General features: G+C 48.8%; 22 protein-coding genes. 20 read left to right on the top strand and 2 right to left on the bottom strand.

What is annotated here, in order from left to right; translation table 11 throughout:
• Positions 1–12: 12 nt before the first annotated feature.
• Complete coding sequence (locus J2S00_RS01720; RefSeq protein WP_307334773.1) at positions 13–1,722, bottom strand: Rqc2 family fibronectin-binding protein; 1,710 nt, start codon at positions 1,720–1,722, stop codon at positions 13–15.
• A 168-nt stretch (positions 1,723–1,890) separates the two neighbouring features.
• Between J2S00_RS01720 and J2S00_RS01715 the strand changes: the two genes are divergently transcribed.
• The 15 genes from J2S00_RS01715 to spoVM all read left to right on the top strand — a co-directional run bounded on the left by J2S00_RS01715 (position 1,891) and on the right by spoVM (position 17,874).
• Positions 1,891–4,608: a calcium-translocating P-type ATPase, SERCA-type gene (locus J2S00_RS01715; protein WP_370875806.1), complete on the top strand. Its 2,718-nt coding sequence runs from the start codon at positions 1,891–1,893 to the stop codon at positions 4,606–4,608.
• A 130-nt stretch (positions 4,609–4,738) separates the two neighbouring features.
• Positions 4,739–5,638 carry a YicC/YloC family endoribonuclease gene (locus tag J2S00_RS01710; RefSeq protein WP_307335210.1) on the top strand — a complete coding sequence of 300 codons (900 nt, stop codon included), beginning with the start codon at positions 4,739–4,741 and terminating at the stop codon, positions 5,636–5,638.
• A 34-nt stretch (positions 5,639–5,672) separates the two neighbouring features.
• Entirely contained in the window at positions 5,673–5,936 is a 264-nt protein-coding gene (gene remA / locus J2S00_RS01705) for an extracellular matrix/biofilm regulator RemA (RefSeq protein ID WP_307334769.1), read from the top strand.
• An 18-nt stretch (positions 5,937–5,954) separates the two neighbouring features.
• Entirely contained in the window at positions 5,955–6,575 is a 621-nt protein-coding gene (gmk, locus tag J2S00_RS01700; RefSeq protein ID WP_307334767.1) for a guanylate kinase, read from the top strand.
• A gap of 1 nt (position 6,576) precedes the next feature.
• Entirely contained in the window at positions 6,577–6,789 is a 213-nt protein-coding gene (gene rpoZ / locus J2S00_RS01695; RefSeq protein WP_307334765.1) for a DNA-directed RNA polymerase subunit omega, read from the top strand.
• Positions 6,790–6,853: 64 nt separating this feature from the next.
• A complete protein-coding gene (coaBC, locus tag J2S00_RS01690) occupies positions 6,854–8,101 on the top strand; it encodes a bifunctional phosphopantothenoylcysteine decarboxylase/phosphopantothenate--cysteine ligase CoaBC (protein WP_307334763.1) in 1,248 nt (415 codons plus the stop codon).
• Complete coding sequence (gene priA, locus J2S00_RS01685) at positions 8,082–10,415, top strand: primosomal protein N' (protein ID WP_307334761.1); 2,334 nt, start codon at positions 8,082–8,084, stop codon at positions 10,413–10,415. Before coaBC ends, priA begins: the two co-directional genes overlap by 20 nt.
• A 20-nt stretch (positions 10,416–10,435) precedes the next feature.
• Complete coding sequence (def, locus tag J2S00_RS01680) at positions 10,436–10,915, top strand: peptide deformylase (protein WP_307334759.1); 480 nt, start codon at positions 10,436–10,438, stop codon at positions 10,913–10,915.
• Positions 10,916–10,953: 38 nt separating this feature from the next.
• On the top strand, positions 10,954–11,898 hold the full coding sequence (fmt, locus tag J2S00_RS01675; protein WP_307334758.1) for a methionyl-tRNA formyltransferase: 945 nt from the start codon (positions 10,954–10,956) through the stop codon (positions 11,896–11,898).
• Positions 11,899–11,938: 40 nt separating this feature from the next.
• A complete protein-coding gene (rsmB, locus tag J2S00_RS01670; protein ID WP_307334756.1) occupies positions 11,939–13,231 on the top strand; it encodes a 16S rRNA (cytosine(967)-C(5))-methyltransferase RsmB in 1,293 nt (430 codons plus the stop codon).
• A 42-nt stretch (positions 13,232–13,273) separates the two neighbouring features.
• Positions 13,274–14,026 (top strand): Stp1/IreP family PP2C-type Ser/Thr phosphatase, encoded by a 753-nt coding sequence (locus J2S00_RS01665; RefSeq protein WP_307334755.1) that lies wholly within the window; start codon positions 13,274–13,276, stop codon positions 14,024–14,026.
• Positions 14,027–14,037: 11 nt separating this feature from the next.
• The gene (gene pknB / locus J2S00_RS01660; protein ID WP_307334754.1) at positions 14,038–16,020 is read left to right on the top strand and encodes a Stk1 family PASTA domain-containing Ser/Thr kinase; all 1,983 of its coding nucleotides are present in this window, start codon (positions 14,038–14,040) and stop codon (positions 16,018–16,020) included.
• Positions 16,021–16,071: 51 nt separating this feature from the next.
• Positions 16,072–16,959 (top strand): ribosome small subunit-dependent GTPase A, encoded by an 888-nt coding sequence (gene rsgA / locus J2S00_RS01655; protein WP_307334752.1) that lies wholly within the window; start codon positions 16,072–16,074, stop codon positions 16,957–16,959.
• Positions 16,960–16,961: 2 nt separating this feature from the next.
• Complete coding sequence (gene rpe / locus J2S00_RS01650) at positions 16,962–17,618, top strand: ribulose-phosphate 3-epimerase (RefSeq protein WP_307334750.1); 657 nt, start codon at positions 16,962–16,964, stop codon at positions 17,616–17,618.
• 175 nt (positions 17,619–17,793) lie between these two features.
• Entirely contained in the window at positions 17,794–17,874 is an 81-nt protein-coding gene (gene spoVM, locus J2S00_RS01645) for a stage V sporulation protein SpoVM (protein WP_307335208.1), read from the top strand.
• 55 nt (positions 17,875–17,929) lie between these two features.
• On the opposite strand, the gene rpmB is transcribed toward spoVM, so the two are convergent.
• Entirely contained in the window at positions 17,930–18,118 is a 189-nt protein-coding gene (gene rpmB, locus J2S00_RS01640) for a 50S ribosomal protein L28 (protein WP_307334748.1), read from the bottom strand.
• 216 nt (positions 18,119–18,334) lie between these two features.
• On the opposite strand from rpmB, the gene J2S00_RS01635 reads away from it, so the two are divergent.
• The 5 genes from J2S00_RS01635 to recG all read left to right on the top strand — a co-directional run bounded on the left by J2S00_RS01635 (position 18,335) and on the right by recG (position 24,283).
• Positions 18,335–18,697, top strand: coding sequence for an Asp23/Gls24 family envelope stress response protein (locus J2S00_RS01635; RefSeq protein WP_307334746.1), 363 nt, complete (start codon positions 18,335–18,337; stop codon positions 18,695–18,697).
• A 73-nt stretch (positions 18,698–18,770) separates the two neighbouring features.
• Positions 18,771–20,444 (top strand): DAK2 domain-containing protein, encoded by a 1,674-nt coding sequence (locus tag J2S00_RS01630; RefSeq protein WP_307335206.1) that lies wholly within the window; start codon positions 18,771–18,773, stop codon positions 20,442–20,444.
• 123 nt (positions 20,445–20,567) lie between these two features.
• Positions 20,568–21,230 (top strand): L-serine ammonia-lyase, iron-sulfur-dependent subunit beta, encoded by a 663-nt coding sequence (gene sdaAB / locus J2S00_RS01625; RefSeq protein WP_307334744.1) that lies wholly within the window; start codon positions 20,568–20,570, stop codon positions 21,228–21,230.
• Positions 21,231–21,320: 90 nt separating this feature from the next.
• Positions 21,321–22,208, top strand: a complete 888-nt coding sequence (gene sdaAA, locus J2S00_RS01620; protein WP_307335204.1) for an L-serine ammonia-lyase, iron-sulfur-dependent, subunit alpha — start codon at positions 21,321–21,323, stop codon at positions 22,206–22,208.
• A complete protein-coding gene (gene recG, locus J2S00_RS01615; protein WP_307334743.1) occupies positions 22,205–24,283 on the top strand; it encodes an ATP-dependent DNA helicase RecG in 2,079 nt (692 codons plus the stop codon). Before sdaAA ends, recG begins: the two co-directional genes overlap by 4 nt.
• Positions 24,284–24,310 lie beyond the last annotated feature (27 nt).

The following is a 24,310-nucleotide window of genomic DNA, read 5'->3' as shown; positions in this document are numbered from 1 at the left end:
GATCAATAAGTGTCAGGTTTTGGTTTTCAATTTCCTGACCAGTTCCTCTTGCGGGGTGACAAAAATGGTTTTGTGCTGGTCATAGATGACAAAACCGGGTTTGGCTCCTTTAGGTTTGCGCACATGTTTAACCAAGGTGTAGTCCACAGGAACCTGGCTCGAATCACGCGCTTTGCTAAAATAAGCGGCCAGGCTGGCAGCTTCTAAGAGCGTTGTTTCATTAAACTGCTGGCGGCGGATGATCACATGGGAACCGGGAATATCTTTGGTATGCAGCCAGGTGTCATGGGACGAAGCCAAGCGCGTCGTCAGATAATCATTCTGTTTGTTGTTCCGTCCCACCAGAATGGGGATGCCCTCAGAGGAGTAAAACGTCTCCGGCTTGGGCAGCTCCTGTTTGCGTTTTTTGCGGTGTTTGCCCCGTTCGCGGATATACCCCTGTTCAACCATCTCTTCCCTGATTTCCTCGATATCAGACCAGGATGCTTGTTCCAACTGGTGAAGGAGCGTTTCCAAATAAGCGATTTCTTCCTTGGTTTTAGTGAGCTGTTCCGCTGCCATTTCTCTGGCTGCTTTGGCTTTGTTATATTTTTTGAAGTAGCGCTGGGCATTTTCATTGGGAGCAAGCTCAGGGTCTAAAGGGATGGTGACGGTTTTGCCCTGTTCATCGTAATAATTGACCACTTCCACTTCGGTGGTTCCCCGTTCCACCTGGTGCATATAGGCGGTCAGCAGTTCGCCAAACAATCGGTATGTGTCGGCCTGTTCACTTTCCTCTAGTGTTTGTTCCAACTTGGCTTGCTTCTTTTGGTTTTTGGTGATTTCTGTTTTAAGGCGTTTGATCAGATCGTTGGCTGTCTGTTTAAGGCGGTCTTTCCTGGCTTTTTCTGTAAAATAAGCATCCAGCATTCTGCTTATTGTTTGGTAATGGGTCACTTGGCCCTTAACATGGGTCAAAGGAAACAGGTAAAAAAAGGTTTTTTGGTCGGTATCCACGATGACGGGGTCATAATGTCCCGTTTTAATTCGCTTGATCAGCCTGTTGAAACTTTCCCACAGTTGGTCCTGTCTGGGCAATCCGGCCTGATATACGATTTCTTTCGCTAAAAGGGGACTGATGCCGTTAAAGTGCTGGACAATCTGCCGGTCTATCTTACCTTGATTAAAATCCAACTTCCGTAAAAATAGCTCTTTGGTTACCTTAAAAGGGTTTTCTTTATCTTGCTCAGGCGGAGATACATAGGGCCGGCCGGGCAAAACGACCCGGTACTGGTTCACGGAGGGAGACAGGTGATTGATGCTGTCAATGATTTTGCCGGTTTCCGGGTCCATCAGGATGAGATTGCTGTGACGTCCCATCACTTCAATAATCAGCCGCTTCATATAGGTATCCCCAATTTCGTTCTTGGAACGGACATCGATCCAGACGATCCGCTCTGCTTCCGGCTGATGGATGCGCTCAATGATGCCCCCTTCCAAATACTTGCGCAACACCATGCAAAACATAGGGGCCTGCTCCGGATTGGGCAGTTGTTCAGCTGTTAAATGGAGTCGAGGATAAGTAGGATTGGCCGAAAGCAACAAGCGGTGGTTGGTGCCTTGGGCACGGATATACAGCACGATATCACGCTCAAAAGGTTGATAAATTTTGGTAATCCGGCCACTTTCCAATGATCTCATTTCTTGCAACAGGGCGTAAATCATCATTCCGTCAAATGCCATATGTTTTTTCCTCCCTGTTAATAATCCATTTCTTTATGGTAACATGCGACATGAGTCGAGGGCAATCCGGTACCAATGAAGGTTACAGACGGCTTGTTCCAACTTTTTATCATGTTTCGCCTCTTAGCCGAATAAAGTTAGCTTAGGACAAACTTAACAAGCTGTGGGGTGAAACGTTTGAAATGGTATGATCAGGATGAACGGGCGGTGGAACGGACATTACAAACCAGTTTGGAAGAGGGGCTGACTCAGAAAGAAGCAGAAAAAAGGCTGCATAAAGTGGGCTATAATCAACTGGAAGATGGGCAGCGCATTTCCGCCTTCGCCCTTTTGCTTGGCCAATTTAAGGACTTTATGGTGCTGGTGTTACTCATTGCTACACTTATTTCAGGATTGTTGGGGGAGTATACAGATGCGATCACGATCATCGCCATTGTGATCCTCAATGCCATTTTAGGTTTCATTCAGGAATTTAGGGCAGAAAAGTCATTACAAGCATTGAAAGAGCTGACAGCACCATCGGCGCACGTGATCCGTGACGGGGAACTGACCGAGATCCCGGCCAGAGAGCTGGTACCAGGTGATATTGTCTATTTTGAAGCTGGAGACCGTATTCCCGCCGACCTGAGGCTGTTTGAGACCAAGGGCGTTTATGTGGAAGAATCAGCCTTAACGGGAGAATCGGTTCCTGTCCACAAAGATGAACATATGATTGAGGGAGAAGAGGAGGTCAGCTTGGGGGACCAGCATAATATGGCTTTTATGGGTACACTGGTCACCCGCGGCTCAGGTCAGGGCATTGTGGTGGCCACGGGGATGGCCACGCAAATGGGCCAAATTGCCTCCTTGATTTCAACCACCGATTCGGTGCAAACCCCCCTTCAGCTGCGCTTAGAACAACTGGGTAAAGTGCTCATCTCTGTAGCCTTGTTATTGACTGCTGTTGTCGTGATTACAGGTATCTGGCACGGACATGATGCCTACAAAATGTTCCTGGCCGGGGTCAGCCTGGCAGTGGCTGCCATCCCGGAAGGATTGCCTGCCATTGTGACCATCGCCTTGGCACTTGGGGTTCAACGTATGATCAGGCGCAAGGCCATTGTGCGCAAGCTGCCCTCGGTGGAAACACTTGGCTGTGCCTCGGTCATTTGCTCGGATAAAACAGGGACGTTGACCCAGAACAAAATGACAGTGACTCACCTGTGGACAAACAATGAATTGATAGAAGTCACGGGAACGGGTTTTGACCCCTATGGCGAGTTTAAGTTGAACGGCAATCCATTATCCTTTGACAGCAAACCATATGTGAAACAGATGCTGGAGATGGGTGTGTTATGCAACAACGCCTTGCTGGAAAAGATGGAAGAGTCCGAAGGGGTGTTTAAGAAAAAGAACAGTTTCTGGGATATCACCGGTGACCCGACGGAAGGAGCTTTGGTGGTGGCTGGGGCGAAGGCCAATGTGTGGCGCGATGAGCTGGATCATGTCTATCCCAGGTTGGAAGAGTTTCCTTTTGACTCATCCCGGAAAATGATGTCCGTGCTCATCCGCTATAAGGGTGATGAACGCTATGTCATTACCAAAGGTGCGCCGGATGTCCTGATCGAGCGCTGCAATCATGTGTTATGGAACGGACGAATCACGGCTCTGACGCCAACGCTCAAAAAAGAGATTTTACAAGCTAACGAAAAGCTGGCTGAAATGGCGCTGCGCAATTTGGCCATTGCTTACAGGACGGTGTCAGCAGGTGAAACGGTCTCAACTGAGAAGGATGCTGAACAGCAGCTGATCTTTGTTGGTTTGTTTGGCATGATTGATCCGCCCAGGCAGGAAGTGAAAGAGGCAATTAAAGAATGCAAACGGGCGGGCATCAAAACGATAATGATTACAGGTGACCACCAAAAAACAGCGGAAGCGATCGCTTTTCAACTTGGCATTTTAAACCGGGGGCAGCGCTCTTTAACCGGCAGTCAGCTGGAGAGATTGAATGATGACCAGTTCCGTAAGATTGCCGAGGAGGTCACCGTCTATGCCCGTGTGTCTCCGGAACATAAGCTGCGCATTGTCAGAATGCTGCAGGACAGAGGTCATGTGGTGGCTATGACAGGAGACGGGGTGAATGATGCACCGGCCATTAAAGCGGCAGACATTGGCATAGCTATGGGGATTACGGGAACGGACGTGGCCAAGGAAGCATCGTCATTGATTTTAAGTGATGATAATTTTGCCACGATCAAAGCAGCCATTGAGGAAGGACGCAACATTTACGAAAACATCCGCAAATTTATCCGCTATATGTTAGCTTCCAATGTAGGAGAGATTCTGGTCATGTTTTTTGCCATGCTGATGGCGATGCCCTTGCCTCTGGTACCGATCCAGATTTTATGGGTCAATCTGGTCACAGACGGGCTGCCAGCCATGGCCCTTGGAGTGGACAGAGCGGAAGGCAATGTGATGCAACGCCCGCCCCGGGACAGGCGGGAAAGTATTTTTGCTAAGGGATTAGGCTGGAAAATTATTTCCCGTGGTTTTTTGATCGGGGTGACCACCCTGGTTGCCTTCTGGTACACGCTCGAGCAGCAGCCTGATGATCTGACCAAAGCCCAAACTATTGCCTTTGCCACGCTGGTCATGGCCCAGCTGATCCATGTTTTTGACTGCCGCAGCGAAAAATCCATTTTCAGCCGCAATCCGTTGGAAAATAAATGGCTGCTTTTGGCTGTGGGTATGTCCACCCTGATGCTAGTCGGCGTGATTCATATTGAGGTGATGCAACCGATTTTTAAAACGACAGCACTGTCTTTCGTGGAATGGGGATTCGTACTGGCTATGGCCGCTATTCCTTCAGTTATCTTGGGCTTTTCACACTTGTTTAGAAAACGGTAATCTCTTGTCAGGATAACATTAACTTTACAGAACCTCTCCTTTCTCACACTAACAGGCTGCTGGACGGCAAGCAGGCAGGAAGGGGAGGTTCCTTTTTTCACACTTGTAACCTTTTCTAAAATTGATTAGAATGTTGATTGGAAGTGATGTTAATATGAGAAGCATGACAGGATACGGGAGGCAGGAAGCGGTTATCGGGGACCTCAGGTTGACGATCGAGGTGAAGTCTGTCAACCACCGCTTCTGTGAAGTTTCCGTCCGCACACCTAAAGTCTTAAGCCAATTTGAAGAAGCCATTAAAAAGTGTGTCACCCGTCACATTCAAAGGGGTCGGGTTGAAGTGTACATTCACCTGCACACCGAGCAGTGGTCCGGGCGCCAGGTGAATGTGGACTGGGGATTGGCGGAAGCCTACTACCAAGCCCTGTGTGGCTTGAAAGAACGCTATGGACTTGCCGGGTCTTTATCCCTGAATGAGATGTTGCAGCTGCCTGATTTGATTACGATGGAAGAGAGCGGCGATATGGAGTCCTATAAGGAAGGGATTCTGGCCCGTGTCAGCCAGGCTGTTGACAAGTTAGTGGCCATGCGGGAAAAAGAGGGAGAAGCACTGGCCAGAGATTTGGAGCAAAGAAATCACACCGTCCTGGTTACGGTCGAGAAAATAGAAGCGTTCGCTCCGCAGGTCAAAGCCCGTTATCAAGAACGCATAGAGCAAAGGGTCAAGGAATTTCTTGATAACAGAGCTGAAGTGGATGAAAACCGTCTGTTAACGGAAGTGGCCATATTTGCAGATAAAGCGGATATCAGTGAAGAATGTACCCGACTTAAAAGTCACTGTCAGCAGTTTAAGCAGTTACTTGCCAGTGAGGGACCTGTAGGAAGAAAGTTGGAGTTTCTGGTTCAAGAGATGAACAGAGAAGTGAATACCATCGGTTCCAAAGCACAAGCCATTGAAATTAGCCAATGGGTAATCGAACTGAAAAGTGAACTTGAAAAAATACGGGAACAAATTCAAAACATCGAATAAAAAGGCTCGACTGTGAGCCGCAGGGGGTTAGTGGATGTCCATCCAATTAATTAATATCGGTTTCGGGAACATTGTTAATGCTAATCGCATTATCTCAATTGTCAGCCCAGAGTCACAACCAATCAAGCGTTTTATTAATCAAGCAAGGGAACGTCAGGCATTAATTGATGCCACTTACGGCAGGAGAACACGAGCGGTGATTATTATGGACAGTGATCATGTCATTCTCTCTGCCGTGCAGCCGGAAACTGTGGCTCAGCGCCTCAACACTACCCGTGAAGACATTGATGAAGAATAAATGTTGTTGGAGGTTATCATGAAAGAGAAAGAACAGGGACTGCTGATTGTCTTATCCGGCCCATCCGGAGTCGGGAAAGGCACGGTGTGTGCCGCATTAAGGAAGAGAGACATTCCTTTTGTCTATTCCGTTTCAGCCACCACCCGCCCTCCCCGGGAAGGAGAAGTGGATGGAGTCAATTATTTCTTTACAACCAAGGAAAAATTTGAAGAGATGATCAAACGGGACGAGCTTTTGGAATGGGCTCAGTATGTCAATCATTATTATGGCACACCGCGGCGGTATGTGGAGGAACAACTGAGTGCAGGGCGTGATGTGCTTCTGGAAATAGAGGTGCAAGGAGCCTTGCAAGTGAAAAAAAAGTTCCCTCATGGGATTTTTATTTTCCTTATGCCGCCTAGCCTGAAGGAGTTGGAACACAGAATTGTCTCCCGCGGGACCGAATCCCGTGACGTCATCCAAAACCGGATGGTTATGGCCCGGGAGGAATTGGAAATGATGAAGTACTATGATTATGTGGTGGTCAACGATAAAGTTGAATTGGCCTGCGACCGTATTGAAGCGATCATTTTGGCCGAACATTGTAAAAGGGAGCGCATGATGAAACATTACATCACGGCTTTAGAGGAGGAGAAATAAGATGCTGTACCCGTCCATTGATGATTTGATGAAAAAATTGGACTCCAAATACACGCTGGTCACGCTGGCTGCCAAAAGAGCCAGAGAACTGCGAGACAAAGGTAATGCTTACATAAAAAATCCAAAGTCTCACAAATATGTGGGAATCGCCCTGGAAGAAATTGTGGCTGATTACATTACCTATGAAAACAGTCACAATGAAAGTAAAAAATAAGTGTGCCGACAGCCGTAACAACCGTTAAGGTTGTTATTTTTTTAAGAAGAAATGGGGGATTCGTGTGGGAATCACAGGTAAAACCATCGTTCTCGGGGTGACAGGCGGTATAGCCGCTTATAAAGCATGTACCGTCTGCAGTCAATTACAGCAGAAAGGGGCCCGCATGCGGGTGCTTATGACCAAATCAGCCACCCGCTTTGTCCAACCCTTAACCTTTCAAACTTTATCCCATCATCATGTGTATATTGACACATTTGAAGAGCATGACCCGTCCGGTGTGGCCCATATTGACCTAGCCGATGAGGCGGATCTGTTTGTGGTTGCCCCGGCAACGGCCAATTTGATTGGCAAGCTGGCCAATGGCTTGGCTGATGATATGCTCTCCACCACGCTGCTGGCGACCCGGGCACCTGTGTGGCTGGCCCCGGCCATGAATGGCCATATGTACCAACATCCTGCAGTTCAAGCCAACTTGAACAAACTGAAGGAGAGGGGGGTTCAATTAATAGAACCTGGATCCGGATTGCTGGCCTGCGGCTATGTGGGCCAGGGGCGCATGGCCGAGCCGGAGGAGATCATTGCTGCCGTGGAACAGTATTTTATAAGTGGAGAGACGCCGGGGAAAAAACCTTATGAGGAGACGGTCAAACGCTGGTGGCAAGGCAAGCGGGTACTGGTCACAGCGGGACCAACCCAGGAACCGCTAGATCCGGTGCGCTATGTGTCCAACCATTCTTCTGGCAAAATGGGCTATGCTTTGGCCAACGTGCTAAGAAGAGTGGGGGCTCATGTGATTCTCGTCTCCGGCCCGACAGCCTTGGAGGTCCCGCCTGGTATCACTTGCATCCCTGTTGTTACAGCCCAGGACATGTATGAACAAGTGCTTCGCCACTATCCGTCAGTAGATGTGGTGATTAAAGCGGCGGCCGTGGCCGATTACCAGCCCCTTACCAGGGCCGATCAAAAGATAAAAAAAGATGCAGATGAGATGACAATCACCTTCAAGAAAACGAAGGATATCCTGAAAACCTTGGGAGAGAAAAAAGACGGACAAATCTTGATCGGTTTTGCTGCTGAAACCCATGATGTGGACGTTTATGCCCGTTCTAAACTGGAAAAGAAGAATTTAGATTACATCGTCGCTAACAATGTGTCTTCTGAAGGGGCAGGCTTTGGCTCAGACACCAATACAGTTACCATCTATGACCGTTGGGGCGGCAAGGTGGATGTTCCCCTGCTGCCCAAAGAAGAGGTGGCTTATCAGATTTTAAAGGTGGTGGCCGACCGGCATGGATCACCAAGGGAATGAAAAGCCGGCTGCGAACGGGGCTGTGGCCGAGGTGATTGTGGACGTGCCTGTTCTGGCTACTGACAAGCCTTATCATTACCGCATTCCCCCTATTCTGTCCGGCCGGGTCCAGACCGGGTCAAGAGTCGTTATCTCTTTCGGCCCACGGAAAGTGCAGGGCTACGTGATCGGGATAAAAACGGCCGAAACCGATCTGGATTCTTTAAAAGAGATTGAAGAAGTTTTGGATGAGAAGCCCCCTTTAACCAGTGAATTGTTGGCTCTTGCTGAGTGGATGAGCAAGAGATATGTCTGCTTCAGAAGTACAGCCATACAGGCGATGCTGCCAGGTGCTTTAAAAGCCAAGCCCACCAAGCAGGTGATTTACACTGCAAGCGGAGAAAAACGGGTGGTATACGGCTTGGAGGACCACAATAAGACCAAACATATCTCCTATGTCACCCTTTTACAACAAGAAGAGAAGCTCTTGCAGTTGTTGGAGGAGCTTCCCAAACAGGCCAGCAAACAACGGGCTGTGATTCATTATCTTGTGGGGCACAAGCATAAAATGAGATTGGATGAGCTCCTTAAGGCGTGCCAAACGACCAGAGCCACAGTCCAATCATTACAGGACAAAGGGATTGTCAAGATCACCAAGGAAGAAGAGATACGCGATCCGTACCGCGGGCGAGCGTTTGTCAAAACCGCCCCTTTGCCCCTGACTCCGGCCCAGGAACAGGTGTACCACCGCATTGTGCAAGCGATTGAGGAAGAACAGCACCAAACATTTTTATTACACGGCGTGACGGGAAGCGGTAAAACAGAGGTTTATCTGCAGGCTATTGCCCGCGTGCTAGAAAAAGGAAGAGAAGTGATTGTACTTGTTCCGGAGATTTCACTGACCCCTCAAATGGTGGAGCGTTTTAAAGGGCGTTTTGGCGAGCAGGTGGTCGTGGTGCACAGCCGTCTGTCTGCAGGGGAGCGGTACGATGCCTGGCGGAAGATCAGAGACGGCAAGGCCCGGGTGGTGATAGGTGCCCGTTCCGCCCTGTTTGCGCCTGTGGAAAGACTGGGCTTAATCATTATTGACGAAGAGCATGAAAGCTCCTACAAGCAAGAGGAAAGTCCCAGATATCATGCCAGGGACGTGGCTATTTTCAGAGCCCAGTATCACCAGGCACCTGTTATTTTGGGCAGTGCCACCCCCAGTTTGGAAAGCTACGCCCGGGCCCGGAAAAATATATATACCTTGCTGCCGCTCAAACAACGGGTGCACGGCCAAGGGCTGCCGCCAGTGGAAGTAGTGGATATGCGCCAGGAATTAGAGTCTGGCAACCGGACCTTGTTCAGCCGCTATCTGTATCATAAGATTGAAGAGCGTCTCCAACGGAACGAGCAGATTGTCCTGTTTCTCAACCGCAGAGGATTTTCAACTTTTGTCATGTGCCGGGATTGTGGGTTTGTCCTGCAATGTCCCCACTGTGAAATCTCCCTGACCTATCATAAAGTAAATCATACCTGCCGTTGTCATTATTGCGGTTATACGGAACAAACACTTTCGTACTGTCCCCACTGTCAGAGCAAACACATTCGTTTTTTTGGTACGGGCACGCAGAAGGTTGAGGAAGCATTGTCCCAGGCATTTCCGGGTATTCGCGTGATCAGGATGGATGTGGATACAACCAGGCGCAAAGGGGCGCACGAAAAACTGTTGAACGCCTTCCGCGAGCACCAAGCAGACTGTCTCTTGGGCACCCAAATGATTGCCAAGGGCTTGGACTTTGACAATGTGACTTTGGTGGGGGTCATTGCTGCTGATTCTTTGCTGCACTTGCCCGATTTCAGGGCAGCGGAACGGACGTTTCAGTTACTGACCCAAGTGAGCGGACGGGCCGGCCGGTACCACAAACCAGGAGAAGTTGTGGTCCAGACCTATACACCTGATCATTACAGCATCCGCTGTGCCAGCCAGCACGACTACCACACTTTTTATGAACAGGAGATGCGCTATCGCTATCAAAAGGGGTACCCTCCCTTTTATTATCTTAGTTTACTGTTGTTTACCCACGAGGACTTAACCTATTGCATCAAAAGCGCTGAGGAAGCTGCCAGCTGGCTTAAAGCAAGGTTGTCTAAAGAAAGTATTGTTTTGGGCCCTGTTGCTGCACCAATTCCCAGGATTAAAGATAGATATCGGTACCAGTGCATGATAAAATATAGAAACGAGCCAAAACTAAGTCAGCTGTTAATGGAACTGATGAATCAGATGCAACCACAAATTATTAAAAATCACTTGCAGCTTCAGATCGATATGGAGCCCCAGGCGATTCTGTAACCATAAGGAGTGAACAAAACTTGGCGGTACGTGCAATTGTGAAATATCCTGATCCCGTTTTACGTGAGAAAGCGGCTCTTGTGAAACGAATTGATGAGCGTCTGCATCGTTTACTGGACGATATGGCCGAGACGATGTATGATGCGGAGGGCGTTGGTTTAGCTGCCCCCCAAGTGGGCATTTCCAAGCGGATTTTTGTTGTGGACGTAGGCGATGAACATGGACTGCTTGAATTTATCAATCCTGAAATTATTGTGAAGGAAGGGGAACAGCTCGGCCCGGAAGGCTGCCTGAGCATCCCCGGTGTCAACGGTGAGGTGCGCCGGGCCCACAAGGTCAAAGTGCGCGCCTTAAACCGGAATGGGGAGAGCTTTGAATTGGAAGCTGAAGGTTTGTTGGCCAGGGCCATCCAACATGAATTGGACCATTTAAACGGAGTCTTGTTTATCGATATTGCCGAAAAAATTTATGATAAAAAGGATGATCAATCTTCCTCATAACCCTTTGCACAAGTGTGGTGATGAAAGGAGCAGCTGTAATGAGAATTGTGTTTATGGGCACACCTGATTTTGCTGTGCCCTCTCTCTCCATGTTAATTGAAGAAGGTTATGACGTAGCGGGTGTGGTGACCCAGCCGGACCGTCCCAAAGGACGGAAGCGCGTGCTGACCCCTCCTCCTGTTAAACAGGTGACTATCCGTCACCATTTGCCTGTACTGCAGCCGAAGACAATGAAAGAAAGCGGTGTACTGCAACAATTGAGGGAGTGGGCACCTGATTTAATTGTGACTGCCGCTTTCGGCCAGCTCTTGCCCACCGAGGTTCTACAGCTGCCCCCCATGGGCTGCATCAATGTCCATGCCTCGCTGCTACCCAAGTACAGGGGCGGCGCACCTATTCACCGCGCCATTATGAACGGGGAAGTGGAAACCGGCGTAACGATTATGTACATGGTGGAAAAGCTGGATGCAGGAGATATCCTCACCCAGGTCCGCGTTCCCATCCAGGATGACGATGATGTGGGTACTCTGCATGATAAGCTGAGTGTGGCAGGAGCTGAATTATTGGAGCAAACCCTGCCCCGCCTGGAAAAAGGGGAGCTCATCCCCATTCCACAAAATGAGGCTGAAGCCACGTTCGCACCGGTCATTAAAAGGGAAGATGAACGGATCGACTGGTCCCGACCCCAGCAAGTGGTTTATAATCATATTCGCGGTTTACGCCCCTTTCCGGTGGCCTTCACCACGTTGAACGGACAACCTCTCAAAGTTTGGAAAGCCGTTAAAACCAATGATGTTAAACCCGATATGGCACCGGGCACTATTTACCGCTTGGCCGAAAAAGGCATTGGTGTGGTGTGCGGAGACGGCGGTGGACTGTGCTTAACTGAGATTCAGCCCTCTGGAAAAAAAAGAATGACTGCCGCTGACTTTTTGCGGGGAGCAGGGGCTGAATGGCGTATTGGCCAACAACTGGGTAGTTAGACGCAGAAAAGTCCGATACATAGAACGGGGAGCCAAAATCATGGGAAATGCAAGAGCATTGGCTTTAGAGGCCTTAATCAAAGTGGAAAAACAAAAAGCATACAGCCATTTGGTGTTAAATCAGCTTTTAAGCCGGCATCCCCAGCTTGACCTTCGTGACCGCCAGCTGTTAACGGAGTTGGTCTATGGCACCATTCAACATCAGCGGCTTTTAGATTTCTATTTAGAACCTTTTTTGAAACAAGGGATTGCCAAGCTGGAGGGATGGGTGAAACAATTATTAAGGCTCAGCGTTTACCAACTTTATTTTTTAAACCGTATCCCCTCCCATGCTGTGGTCAATGAAGCTGTCAAGCTGGCCAAAAAACGGGGGCACCGTGGCATCCAGGGACTGGTTAATGGCGTATTACGCAATATGCTGCGGCAGCCGAAGCGTTCCCTTGATACTATTGTTGAACCTGTGGAACGCATCGCCATTGAAACGTCCCATCCTACCTGGCTGGTGGCGCGCTGGGTCCGGCAATACGGATTGGATACAGCCCGAGTCATATGCCGGGCGAACAATGAGCGTCCCGCCATGACTATCCGGGTTAACCTGTTGAAAGCGTCTAAGCAGGATGTGCTAAGCCGCTTAACGGCATCCGGTTACCGCGTCAGCGAAACATCTGAGGCTGAACAGGGGTTAAAAGTGGAGAATCCGGCCAAGTTAATGGACTCTCCCCTGTTTAAGGAAGGCTATTTTACCATCCAGTCAGAAAGTTCCATGCTGGTTGCTCCCCTTCTTAGTCCCCAACCTGGCATGAAAGTGTTGGATTTGTGTGCTGCGCCGGGTGGAAAAACCACCCATCTGGCCGAGCTGATGGCTAACCAGGGACGGATTGTGGCCAATGATGTGCATAAACACAAGCTGAGATTAATTGAAACAGCGGCCCGGCGGCTGGGTATCACGATCATTGAGGTGACAGCCCGAGATGGAACAGCTGTATCACCTGAAGAGTGGGGTACGTTTGACTGCATTTTGGTTGACGCTCCGTGCAGCGGTTTTGGTGTCATCAAACATAAACCTGACCTGAAATGGAATAAACGGCTTGAAGATATTGAGCAAATTAAAGAACTGCAGTTGCATTTATTGTCCAATGCGGCCAAACTGTTAAAGTCTGGCGGCCAGTTGGTGTACAGTACGTGCACCATTGACAAGGAGGAAAATGAAGGAGTAATTGAACGCTTTCTGGAGTATCATCCTCACTTTGAATTAGCTGGCGACATGCGGCAGATTTTACCCCAGGATTTTGGTTCAGATGGATTTTTTATGGTGAAATTGAGCAAAGCATGATAGAGTAACGGTAAAGCAGAAGGAAAAATTGAGGTGACCCCAGTGGAAGTAGCAATCAAGACACATGTTGGCAACATGAGAGAAGTGAATGAGGATAGTGCGGGTGTTTTCAAGCATGATCAGGGTGTCCTGCTGGCTGTTGTGGCCGATGGCATGGGAGGGCACCAGGCAGGAGATGTAGCCAGTAAAATGGCTTTAGATAAATTGCAAGAATTATTTCACCGTGCCGAACACGGTCAGGATGAGGAAGCTTGGAAACAGTGGTTAAGGGAGAGCATTGAAGCGGCTAACGCTCACATTTTCAACTATGCCCGGCAAAACCCGACTCACTTGGGGATGGGGACAACGCTCGTGGCGGCACTGTTGCTCAAAGATTGTTTTTTAATCGCCCATGTGGGAGACAGCCGTGCCTATCGCTATGTGAATACACAGTTGGAGATGTTAACGGAGGACCATTCTCTGGTCAATGAGCTGGTCCGTTCCGGTCAATTGGCACCGGAAGAAGCAGAATTTCATCCCCAACGACATGTGATTACCAGGGCGCTGGGTACTGCATCAGATGTTTGTGTTGATCTGGGGCGTTTTGATTATGTAGGGCAGGAACAGATTATGTTATGCTCTGACGGGCTGTCCGGTATGGTTGCCGAGCAGGAGATGAAAGAGATCCTGGACAGTTCCCGCTCTCTCGACGAGAAAGCCTCCCTGTTGTTACAAGCGGCCCTTGATGCAGGGGGAGATGATAATATCACTTTGATATTAGTCAGTCATCACGATGAAGCAGGCAGGGCAAAGTGAGGTGAAGGCAGGTGATTGGCAAAAAATTAGTCGGCCGTTACGAGCTGATCGAGCGGGTGGGCGGCGGAGGAATGGCAGTTGTTTACAAAGCACGGGACAGCCTGCTCAACCGGATTGTAGCGGTAAAAATCTTACGGCCGCAATTTTCAGGAGATGATGATTTCGTTGACCGATTCCGGCGTGAAGCTCAAGCAGCTGCCAGTCTTTCTCATGCCAATATTGTCAATATCTATGATGTGGGTATCGAGGATGATGTCCATTTTATCGTCATGGAGTATATTGATGGGCCGACACTGAAAGAGTATATTGACCAAAAGGGTCCGCTGCCGGTAGAGGAAGCGATTCATATCACCAAGCAGATCGCCGAAGCATTGGAGCACGCCCATCAAAACAATATTATTCATCGGGATATCAAACCCCACAACATCTTAATCGGCCCGTACAAACGGGTGAAGGTGACCGATTTTGGCATTGCCAGGGCAGCCACATCATCGACCATTACACATACCGGTTCGGTCATTGGCTCTGTTCATTATTTTTCACCTGAACAAGCCCGCGGAGGGGTGGCCGATCTAAAATCAGATATTTATTCCCTAGGGATTGTTTTATATGAGATGGTGACGGGGGAGTTGCCTTTTTCCGGTGACTCACCCATTAGCGTGGCGCTGAAGCATTTGCAGGAGCCGTTTACCGAGCCTCGCCAGCTTAATCCTCATATTCCCCAGAGTGTGGAGAATATTATTTTGCGCTCATTAGCCAAAGATCCCAGTCAGCGCTATGATTCCGCAGCGGAACTCATTCATGATCTGAACACATGTCTGAACCCGGAGCGTCTGAACGAACCCAAATGGGTCCCTGAACAAATAGATGTTGAGGATGAAGCGACCAAAATTGTACCGGCTATTAATGATGATCTGTTTGAGACCAAGGTCATGGAAAAACCGCTAAAAGAGGCCGGCGGAGAAAACGGTGATAAGCGGGGAGAAGAAAAAGAGGCCCCAAAGCGCAAAAAGAAACGGCGCTTATGGCTGAAGGTGGCCATGGCCACACTGATCATCTTACTGCTTGTTTTTGGAATTTATCAAGGGATGAAAATGTATCTGGCTGCCCAGCAAGTTGAGGTGCCCGATGTCTACAACCTCCCTGTTGAAGAAGCAACGGAACAGCTGGAGGCATTGGGTCTGGTGGTGGATGCTTCAGCGCAACGTTACCATGATGAAGTGGAAGAAGGGCATGTGTTACGTCAAAATCCTGTCGTAGGGACGGTCGTTAAAAAGGGGTCAACCGTTCGTTTAACGATCAGCCAGGGCAAACCCAAGATTGAAATGCCCTCAGTCATTAACCTGAATGAGCAGCAAGCCCGCAACATATTAAGAAATTTTACGGTTTATACAGAACAGGAACACCATGACGAGGTTCCCCAGGGCCACGTCATTTCCCAGGACCCTGAACCAGGGGAAATGGTGGTGGAAGGCGAAACAGACGTGCGTCTCGTGATCAGTAAGGGTAAACGTACCATTGAAATGCCTAGCTTGAAAGGTAAGAGTTTGGAGGAGGCCAAGGCCATTGCGCAAGACTATAAACTGATCATTAACGAGGTGCGTCAAGGTTATTCAGCTGATTATGCGGAGGGTCAAATCTATCAACAATATCCTTACGACCCAGGAATGGAAGTGGAAGAAGGCGCTAAAATAGATGTTTGGGTTAGCCAGGGACCAGAGGTCAGGCAAAAATCCCGTCAAATTACCGTTGCTCTCGATGACTCCGGGGACGATGATAAACCCGGACGTGGCAAGGGAAGAAAGAAAGATGAGGTCAAAGTGGAAATCCGGGTTCGTGATCATGAGGGAGAACGCAAGGCCTACGAGGAAAAAATCAAAGAGACCAAGACATATACCGTTGATGTTGTTGTTGCCCCCCGCCAATCAGCCTTAATTCAAGTCTATGTTGACGACGAACTTTACCATGAGGAACAGGTGGGATTTGACGATTAACACCAAGTCAATCACAGTAAAGAGCCAAGTAAGGGAAGGGAGGTTCTTGGCATGCTGGAAGGTCGCATCATTAAGGCACTGGCAGGCTATTATTATGTTCTTGATCAAAATAGAAATGTATGGCAATGCCGGGCCAGAGGCGTTTTCAAGAAAAAAGGCCTGCAGCCATTGGTGGGGGATGTCGTTCACTTCGAACCGGTTTCAGACCACGAAGGCTGGGTAACCCAACTTATTGATAGAAAAAATCAGCTCGTCCGCCCACCGATTGCCAACGTAGACCAGGCCCTGCTTGTTTTTTCAGTGAAAGAACCTTCATTCAGCCCCTATTTATTGGACCGGATGCTGGTCAGTGTGGAAAAAGAGCATATCAGGCCGCTGATCTGCTTTACGAAACTGGACTTGTCTGGGGATAAAGACGACATTGTGGATGAGATCAGTGTTTATCAAAAAATGGGCTATCCGGTCTGTCAAACGAGTAGTAAGACCGGTGAAGGGATGGAAGAGGTGTTAACCCTTCTCCGGGGAAAGATAACAGTCTTGGCTGGCCAGTCTGGCGTAGGCAAGTCCACCCTGCTAAACCAGTTATGTCCCCAAGCCCAGTTGGAAACGGGAACTATTTCGGACAAACTGGGGCGGGGACGCCATACCACCCGCCATGTAGAACTTCTGGAGCTGCCTGGCGGGGGGTTGGTTGCCGATACACCTGGTTTTAGCCAACTGGACTTCTCTGCAATCGAGCCAGAAGATCTGGGCACTTACTTTATAGAAATCAGGGCACATATGGACGCTTGTAAATTCAGAGGCTGCTTACACCATAATGAACCGGGCTGTGCTGTTAAACGTGCTGTAGAACAAGGGGAGATCGATTCCCGAAGATATGCCCATTATGTTCAGTTTCTGAAGGAAATTGAAGCGAATCAATACAGAAAGAGGTATTAACCATGATTAAGGTGGCACCTTCTATCTTATCTGCTGATTTCGCCAAGCTTGGTCACGAAATTGCCGATGTGGTTCAAGGGGGGGCAGACTGGATCCACATCGATGTCATGGACGGTCACTTTGTGCCCAATATTACCATGGGTCCGCTGGTGGTTGAGGCTGTTCGACCCTTAACCGCGCTTCCTCTCGATGTTCATCTCATGATTGAACAGCCGGAGAAGTATATCCAAGATTTTGTTAAAAGCGGAGCGGATGTGATTACCGTTCATCAAGAAGCTTGTCCTCACCTTCACCGCACCGTTCACCAAATCAAGGAGGCGGGCGTGAAGGCTGGGGTAGCTATCAATCCTGCTACACCGGTGGAAATGATAAAAGAAATCCTGGCTGATGTTGACCTGGTCTTGTTTATGACAGTCAATCCAGGCTTTGGAGGCCAGTCATTTATTTCTTCTGTTTTATCCAAAATTAAAACATGTTCCAAGTGGGCTGAAGAACGGGGGCTCAACAGCCTGTTTATTGAAGTAGATGGAGGTGTGAACAGAAAGACGGCTGCCTTGTGCCGTCAGGCCGGTGCTAATGTGCTTGTGGCCGGTTCTGCTGTTTTTGGTACAGACAACCGGCGGGAAGCGATTGACAGCATCCGTGGATCATCTCTTTGAAAAAGAACCTGTTCTAACTTTGGCAAGCATACATAAAAATAATCATAAGAGAAAAAGGCAACCTGTGACCGTGTAAAAGGTTGCTTTTTCAGTGGGGTGATGGGCAATACAGAGCGGCTGTCAACTTAGGCAGGGGGATTGAATATACTATGGGTGAATGGAGTAAGGAGGGGGAATGATGAAGTTCTATACCATTAAATTGCCTCGGTTTTTGGGTTCGATTGTTCGCGCGGTGATTGGTGTTTTCAAAAGGTAAAAAAGCACCTGAACGGTGCTTTTTTTCATGGGTTGATCATCAATAAGGACATCTGTTAAGCGCGCTGCACTTTGCCTGATTTTAAGGCTCTGGCACTGACATAGACACGCTTGGGTTTCCCATCAACCAGGATTCTGACTTTTTGAACATTGACGCCCCATTTGCGTCTCGTTTTGTTTTCGGCATGGCTTCGTTGGTTGCCAGAACCAGGTTTTTTCCCTGTAACATAACATTTGCGAGCCATATTTGCCACCTCCTCATGCTGTGCATCATCAATCAGCATTTTCATACTAGGTTATCTTAGCATAACCATGCTGCCTTTGGCAACTCGTGGACATGGTCCGGCAAGAATGGGATATTTCTGTGTGGGGAAGCTTTTAAAAAGGAGGGACATATAGTAAAATTGGAATAGCCGTTTGCACTGCATGACCGGCACTTTATCAATAAGGAGGCATTCTTCATGACTGTTGAAATTTCCACGCCATTAGGCCAGATCGATGTGGCTGTCGAAGTGATTGAGACCATTGCCGGTGGAGCGGCAATGGAGTGCTATGGACTGGTCGGCATGGCTTCTCAAAAATATATTAAGGATGGTTTGGCCGAATTATTACGGCGTGAAAACTTAAAAAAAGGTGTCGTCGTACGAGAAGAGGAAGATGGCGTCCATATTGATATGTACGTCATTGTCAGTTACGGCACCAAAATTTCCGAAGTGGCCCACAATGTGCAGTCCAAAGTCAAATACACTCTGGAAGAGATGTTGGGGCTTAAGGTTGAAAGTGTCAATATCTATGTGCAAGGTGTGCGCGTGATTAACGATTGAGGATACAGGCAGTGATGAAGTTAGGAGGATCATAGTGAAACAGTACAAGATTGACGGATATTTATTTGCTTATATGATTCGCCAGGGGGCAAAAAATCTTGAAAAGCATGCCAAGCAAGTGGATGCGTTAAATGTGTTCCCGGTCCCTGACGGAGATACAGGCACCAATATGAATCTTTCTTTTACAGCAGGTGTCAATGAAATGAACAAAGTTTCCACAGGGAGTGTGGCCCAGGTAGCCAAAGCACTGTCCAAAGGGTTGCTCATGGGAGCAAGGGGGAATTCCGGTGTCATCTTGTCCCAATTGTTCAGAGGATTTGCCAAAGGTGTGGAAGCGCTGGAGCAACTGACCGCCCAAGATTTTGTGGCAGGGCTTAAGCAAGGAGTTGAAACCGCATACAAAGCGGTGATGAAACCTGTGGAAGGCACCATCTTAACTGTGGCCAAAGATGCGGCCAGAGCAGCTGAGGAGAAAGTGAAGCAAACTGAAGATCTGACGGAACTGATGGAAGCTGTTGTGACTGAAGCCAAAGCCTCCCTCAAGCGAACCCCTGATTTACTTCCCATTTTAAAGGAAGTGGGTGTGGTAGACTCCGGTGGTCAAGGATTGGTCTATGTCTATGAAGGATTCTTCAGTGCCCTGAAGGGAGAAACAATTGCAGATGAAGCTGTTCAGGCAGAAGAAGCGGACGCTGCTTTCAGTGAGGACAAGGAAGCTCATGTGCACAATGAAGTGACCGAAATGATAGCCCAAGGTGTCCTGTCTGAAGAGGACATTAAATTCGGTTATTGTACAGAGTTTATAATTCGCCTGGACAACAAAAAAGGGCTAACCTTTAAAGAAAATCAATTTCGCAGCCAGTTAAATACATATGGGGATTCAATCCTGGTGATTGCTGACGATGAACTGGTAAAAGTACATATTCACGCTGAAGAGTTGGGCCATGTCTTGGGATATGCCCAATGCTTCGGTGAACTGCTGAACATTAAAATTGAAAACATGCGTGAACAATTCCGGGCCATGCAGGAGAGCGGTGGACGTGCTGAACCACAGGCCGCTTTCCCAGCAGAGCTCCCTTCTGAAACTGAACCGGCATACGGTATTATTGCTGTTTCAATGGGGGACGGAATTGCTGAGATCTTTAAGAGCCTGGGAGCTGATGAAGTCATTTATGGCGGGCAAACCATGAATCCCAGCACGCAATCGTTTGTGGATGTGATGGAAAGATTGCCAGCCAAACAGCTGATTTTACTGCCCAATAACAGCAATATTATTTTAACCGCCCAGCAGGCTGCCCGGTTGGTGGACAAGCAGGTGGTGGTGGTTCCAAGCAAAAATGTGATGCAAGGGATTGCTGCCCTGTTAGCTTTTAATCCGACCGCTGCCCTGGAGGAGAATGAACAGGGCATGACCGTAGCAATAGATCATGTTGTCTCCGGTCAAGTCACCCATGCCGTCCGTGATACAGAGATCGATGGTCTGAAAATCAAGAAAGGGCATTTTATGGGGATCAAGGACGGTCGCATTGTCGTTACAGCGGAAGAAGCCAGCGAGGCCCTGTGCCGATTGATAGAGCAGATGGTTAGTGATGAAAATGAAATTGTGACGCTGATCTATGGCGAAGATGTGAATGAAGCAGAGATTAAAAGTATTGAGGCCTTTATCGAGGAGCATTACCCTGACATAGAGGTTGAAATTCATGGCGGAGGACAGCCGCTGTATCCGTATTTGGTATCAGTGGAATAGGGTATTGGGCAGACAACCGTTCGACACGTGGGACTCAACACATTGGCTTTGATGATGACCAAAGCTTAGAGATAAACATTCCTATCAATGTGGTAGGAATGTTTCCATGTAGGGGGGATCATGATGAACTACCGGTCCGTGTTTGACATTATCGGTCCTATTATGATCGGGCCATCCAGCTCTCACACGGCTGGTGCGGCCCGTATCGGCCGTGCGGCACGGCGCATTTTTGGCCTTAAACCTGACTCAGCATACATCACATTTTACGGTTCTTTTGCCAAAACATATAAAGGGCATGGTACGGATATTGCAATTGTTGGAGGCCTGTTAGATTTGGATACCTATGACGAGGGCATTGTCCGTTCATTGGAGCTGGCCAAAGCCCAAGGAATTGATGTTCATATCCAGACGAGCGAAGAGGATGCGGATCACCCCAATACGGCTAAAATTGAACTAAGTAATGGAGAACAGTGGCTGGAGATTGTAGGTATTTCCATTGGGGGCGGATCAGTTGAGATTACTTCCGTGAACGGTTTTAAATTGCGTTTGTCAGGGCATCATCCTGCTTTACTTGTGCTTCATGAAGACAAATATGGGATGATTGCCCAGGTGGCCAATGTATTAAGCCGGCACAAACTCAATATCGGCCACATGGAAGTGGCTAGAAAAGCCAAAGGATCTGAAGCCTTAATGGCCATTGAGACTGACCAGTCTATGGGTGAGGATGTGCTGGCCGAAATCAAAGCGATCCCGTCAATCCTAGCGGTCACTAAGCTTGATCCCTGATCTGATTGTACCGTTAACCACGGCCGAACGCTTAAGGGCAGCCTCCATACGGTATTGAAGGTGAGGATAAAGGGGGAGGAAGACATGGCTATCTTTAAAACGGTGGCTGAGCTTGTTGAATTAGCTGAACGGGAAAACAAAAAGATGGCCCAAATCATGATTGAACAGGAAGTACAGATTTCGGGCAAATCAAAACAAGACATTATGGACAATATGGCCAAAGCTTACAGGGTGATGGAAAAGGCTGTTCAACGGGGGATTAATGAAAACATCAAGTCTCACAGCAGCCTGACAGGCGGTGATGCTAAAAAGCTTCATCGTTATATCCAGCAAGGGAATGTGTTGTCCGGCATTCATGTCTTGGAGGCAGTGATGGGAGCCATGGCCACTAACGAGGTCAATGCCGCCATGGGAACCATTTGTGCCACCCCGACGGCCGGGTCGGCCGGCATTGTACCAGGTTGTTTATTTGCTATGGCAGAAAAGTTGCAGCCGTCTTATGAAGATAAACTTTACTTTTTGTTTACAGCCGGGGCTATTGGTTATGTTATTGCCAACAATGCGTTTATTGCCGGAGCAACAGGGGGGTGTCAGGCAGAAACAGGATCAGCCACAGCCATGGCCGCAGCGGCCATTGTGGAAATGGCAGGAGGCACTCCCAGGCAGTCTGCCCATGCCCTTTCCATCGCCCTGCAAAATATGTTGGGGCTGGTCTGTGACCCTGTGGCCGGCTTGGTAGAAGTCCCCTGCGTGAAGCGCAATGCCATTGGTGCTTCGATCGCCATGGTGGCGGCAGATATGGCTTTGGCCGGCATTGAATTTATTATCCCGGCCGACGAAGTGATCGAAGCCATGTACAGAATTGGCAAATCCATGCCCCATGCGCTGAAAGAAACGGCGTTGGGCGGTTTGGCGGCAACCCCGACAGGAAAAGCACTGGAAAGAAAGATTTTTGGTGTGGAGTTGGTCAAAGAGTGAACAAACAAGACTGGACGGAGAAACAGGTTCTAAAACAACCAGTGACAACGCTGAAAGGAGTGGGAGAGGCGACGGCAGAAGACCTCTCCCTTCTTGGTATTGAAACTATAGAAGATCTTTTGTTTCATTTTCCCTATCGGTATGAAGATTATCGCCTCAGGGATCTGGCTGAAGTGGGCCATGAAGAAACCGTCACAGTGGAAGGGACCGTTCACAGTGAACCACTGCTTCGCTTTTACGGCCGCAACAAATCCCGCTGTTCCTTCAAGGTGCTGGTTGACCGTTATCTCATTACGGCTGTGATCTTCAACAGACCCTACGTTAAACGGCAGGTGAAAGTGGGACGGACCATCCGCCTGTCTGGAAAAATGGACAAGCATCGCCTGCAATTAACAGTCCAGCATTACCAGTGGACCAACAGGGCGGGCCAGAACGAGGAGGATGAAGGGCTGCTGCCGGTCTACTCCGTGACCGGCAAGCTTAAAGTGGCTCAGTTCCGCAAATGGATCAAAGCGGCTTTGCGTGATTATGCGGCTTTCATCCCCGAAATCCTTCCCCAATCTCTGCTTGAGCGCTACAAATTGCTATCCCGCTCCGCTGCTTTGCAACAATTGCACTTTCCTAAGGATTGGCAGGAAGGCAAACAAGCCAAGCGCCGTTTCGTGTACGAAGAATTTTTCTTGTTCCAATTAAAGCTGCAAGCTCTGAGAAAACGTCATCGTGAACAGGTCAAAGGTTTGGCCCAACATTATGACCACCAAAAAGTGGAACGGTTTATCCAATCGCTGCCGTTTAAGCTGACCGCTGCCCAGCATAGGGCTCTGGAGCAAATCTTGGACGATTTGCAAGCACCCTATGCCATGAACCGCTTGTTGCAGGGCGATGTTGGTTCAGGAAAGACAGCCGTTGCCGCTATTGCCCTGTATGCCTCTGTCAATGCGGGATATCAAGGTGCGTTTATGGTGCCCACAGAAATTTTAGCTGAACAACATTATTTGTCCTTAAAGCGATTTTTTGCCCAAGATAACATCCAACTGGCCTTATTGACCGGAAGTTCATCTTCCACAGAACGGAGGGAGATTCTGGCCGGTCTGCAACTGGGGACCATTGATGTTGTGGTCGGCACCCATGCGCTGATTCAGGAAGATGTCTTTTTTAAAAACCTGGGTCTCATTATTACCGATGAACAACACCGCTTTGGTGTAGAGCAACGGCGTCGGTTAAGGCGTAAAGGGGCCGCTCCCGACGTTTTGCTTATGACGGCTACACCTATCCCTCGCACCTTGGCCATCACGGCCTTTGGCGATCTGGACGTCACCGTCATTGATGAACTGCCGGCCGGGCGGAAAAAAGTGGAAACGTATTGGGTCAGGGAAGAGATGCTGGATCGGGTGTTCCGTTTTATGCAAAACCAAATTGACCAAGGGCGGCAAGCATATGTTGTCTGCCCCTTAATTGAGGAGTCGGACAAGCTGGATGTACAGAACGTGCTTGACTTTCATGCCGAGTTAAGCCAAGCCTTTCCCCAGTACCGTGTAGGTTTGTTGCACGGACGGCTGGGCTCCAGTGAAAAAGAGGAAACCATGCGCCGCTTTGCAGCAGGAGAGATTCATATTTTGGTCACCACCACGGTTGTTGAGGTGGGGGTTGATGTGCCCAATGCCACGCTGATGATTATTTACGATGCAGAACGGTTTGGCCTGTCCCAGCTGCACCAGCTGCGGGGCAGGGTCGGCCGGGGGGAGCATCAATCGTATTGCATCTTAATTGCTAACCCCAAAACAGAGACCGGCATTCAGCGGATGCAAATCATGCGTTCCACCCACGATGGTTTTGAAGTGGCTAAAAAGGATCTTGCCTTACGCGGTCCAGGTGACTTTTTCGGCACCAAACAAAGTGGCTTGCCCGAGTTTAAGGTGGCGGATATGATCCACGATTACCGAGCCTTGGAAGTAGCCCGTAAAGATGCCGCTGCTTTAATCAATCACCCGTCCTTTTGGGAGAAAGAGGAGTATGCCCCTTTACGTGCCTATTTAGAAGAGCAGCTGAGGGCTGAGGCTAAATTGTTGGACTAAGCAATGGTAAGCTCCAAGATATGCACA

It is taken from the genome of Caldalkalibacillus uzonensis (assembly GCF_030814135.1).
Taxonomy (GTDB): Bacteria; Bacillota; Bacilli; order Caldalkalibacillales; family Caldalkalibacillaceae; genus Caldalkalibacillus; species Caldalkalibacillus uzonensis.
This window is presented reverse-complemented; position numbering and strand designations above follow the sequence as displayed.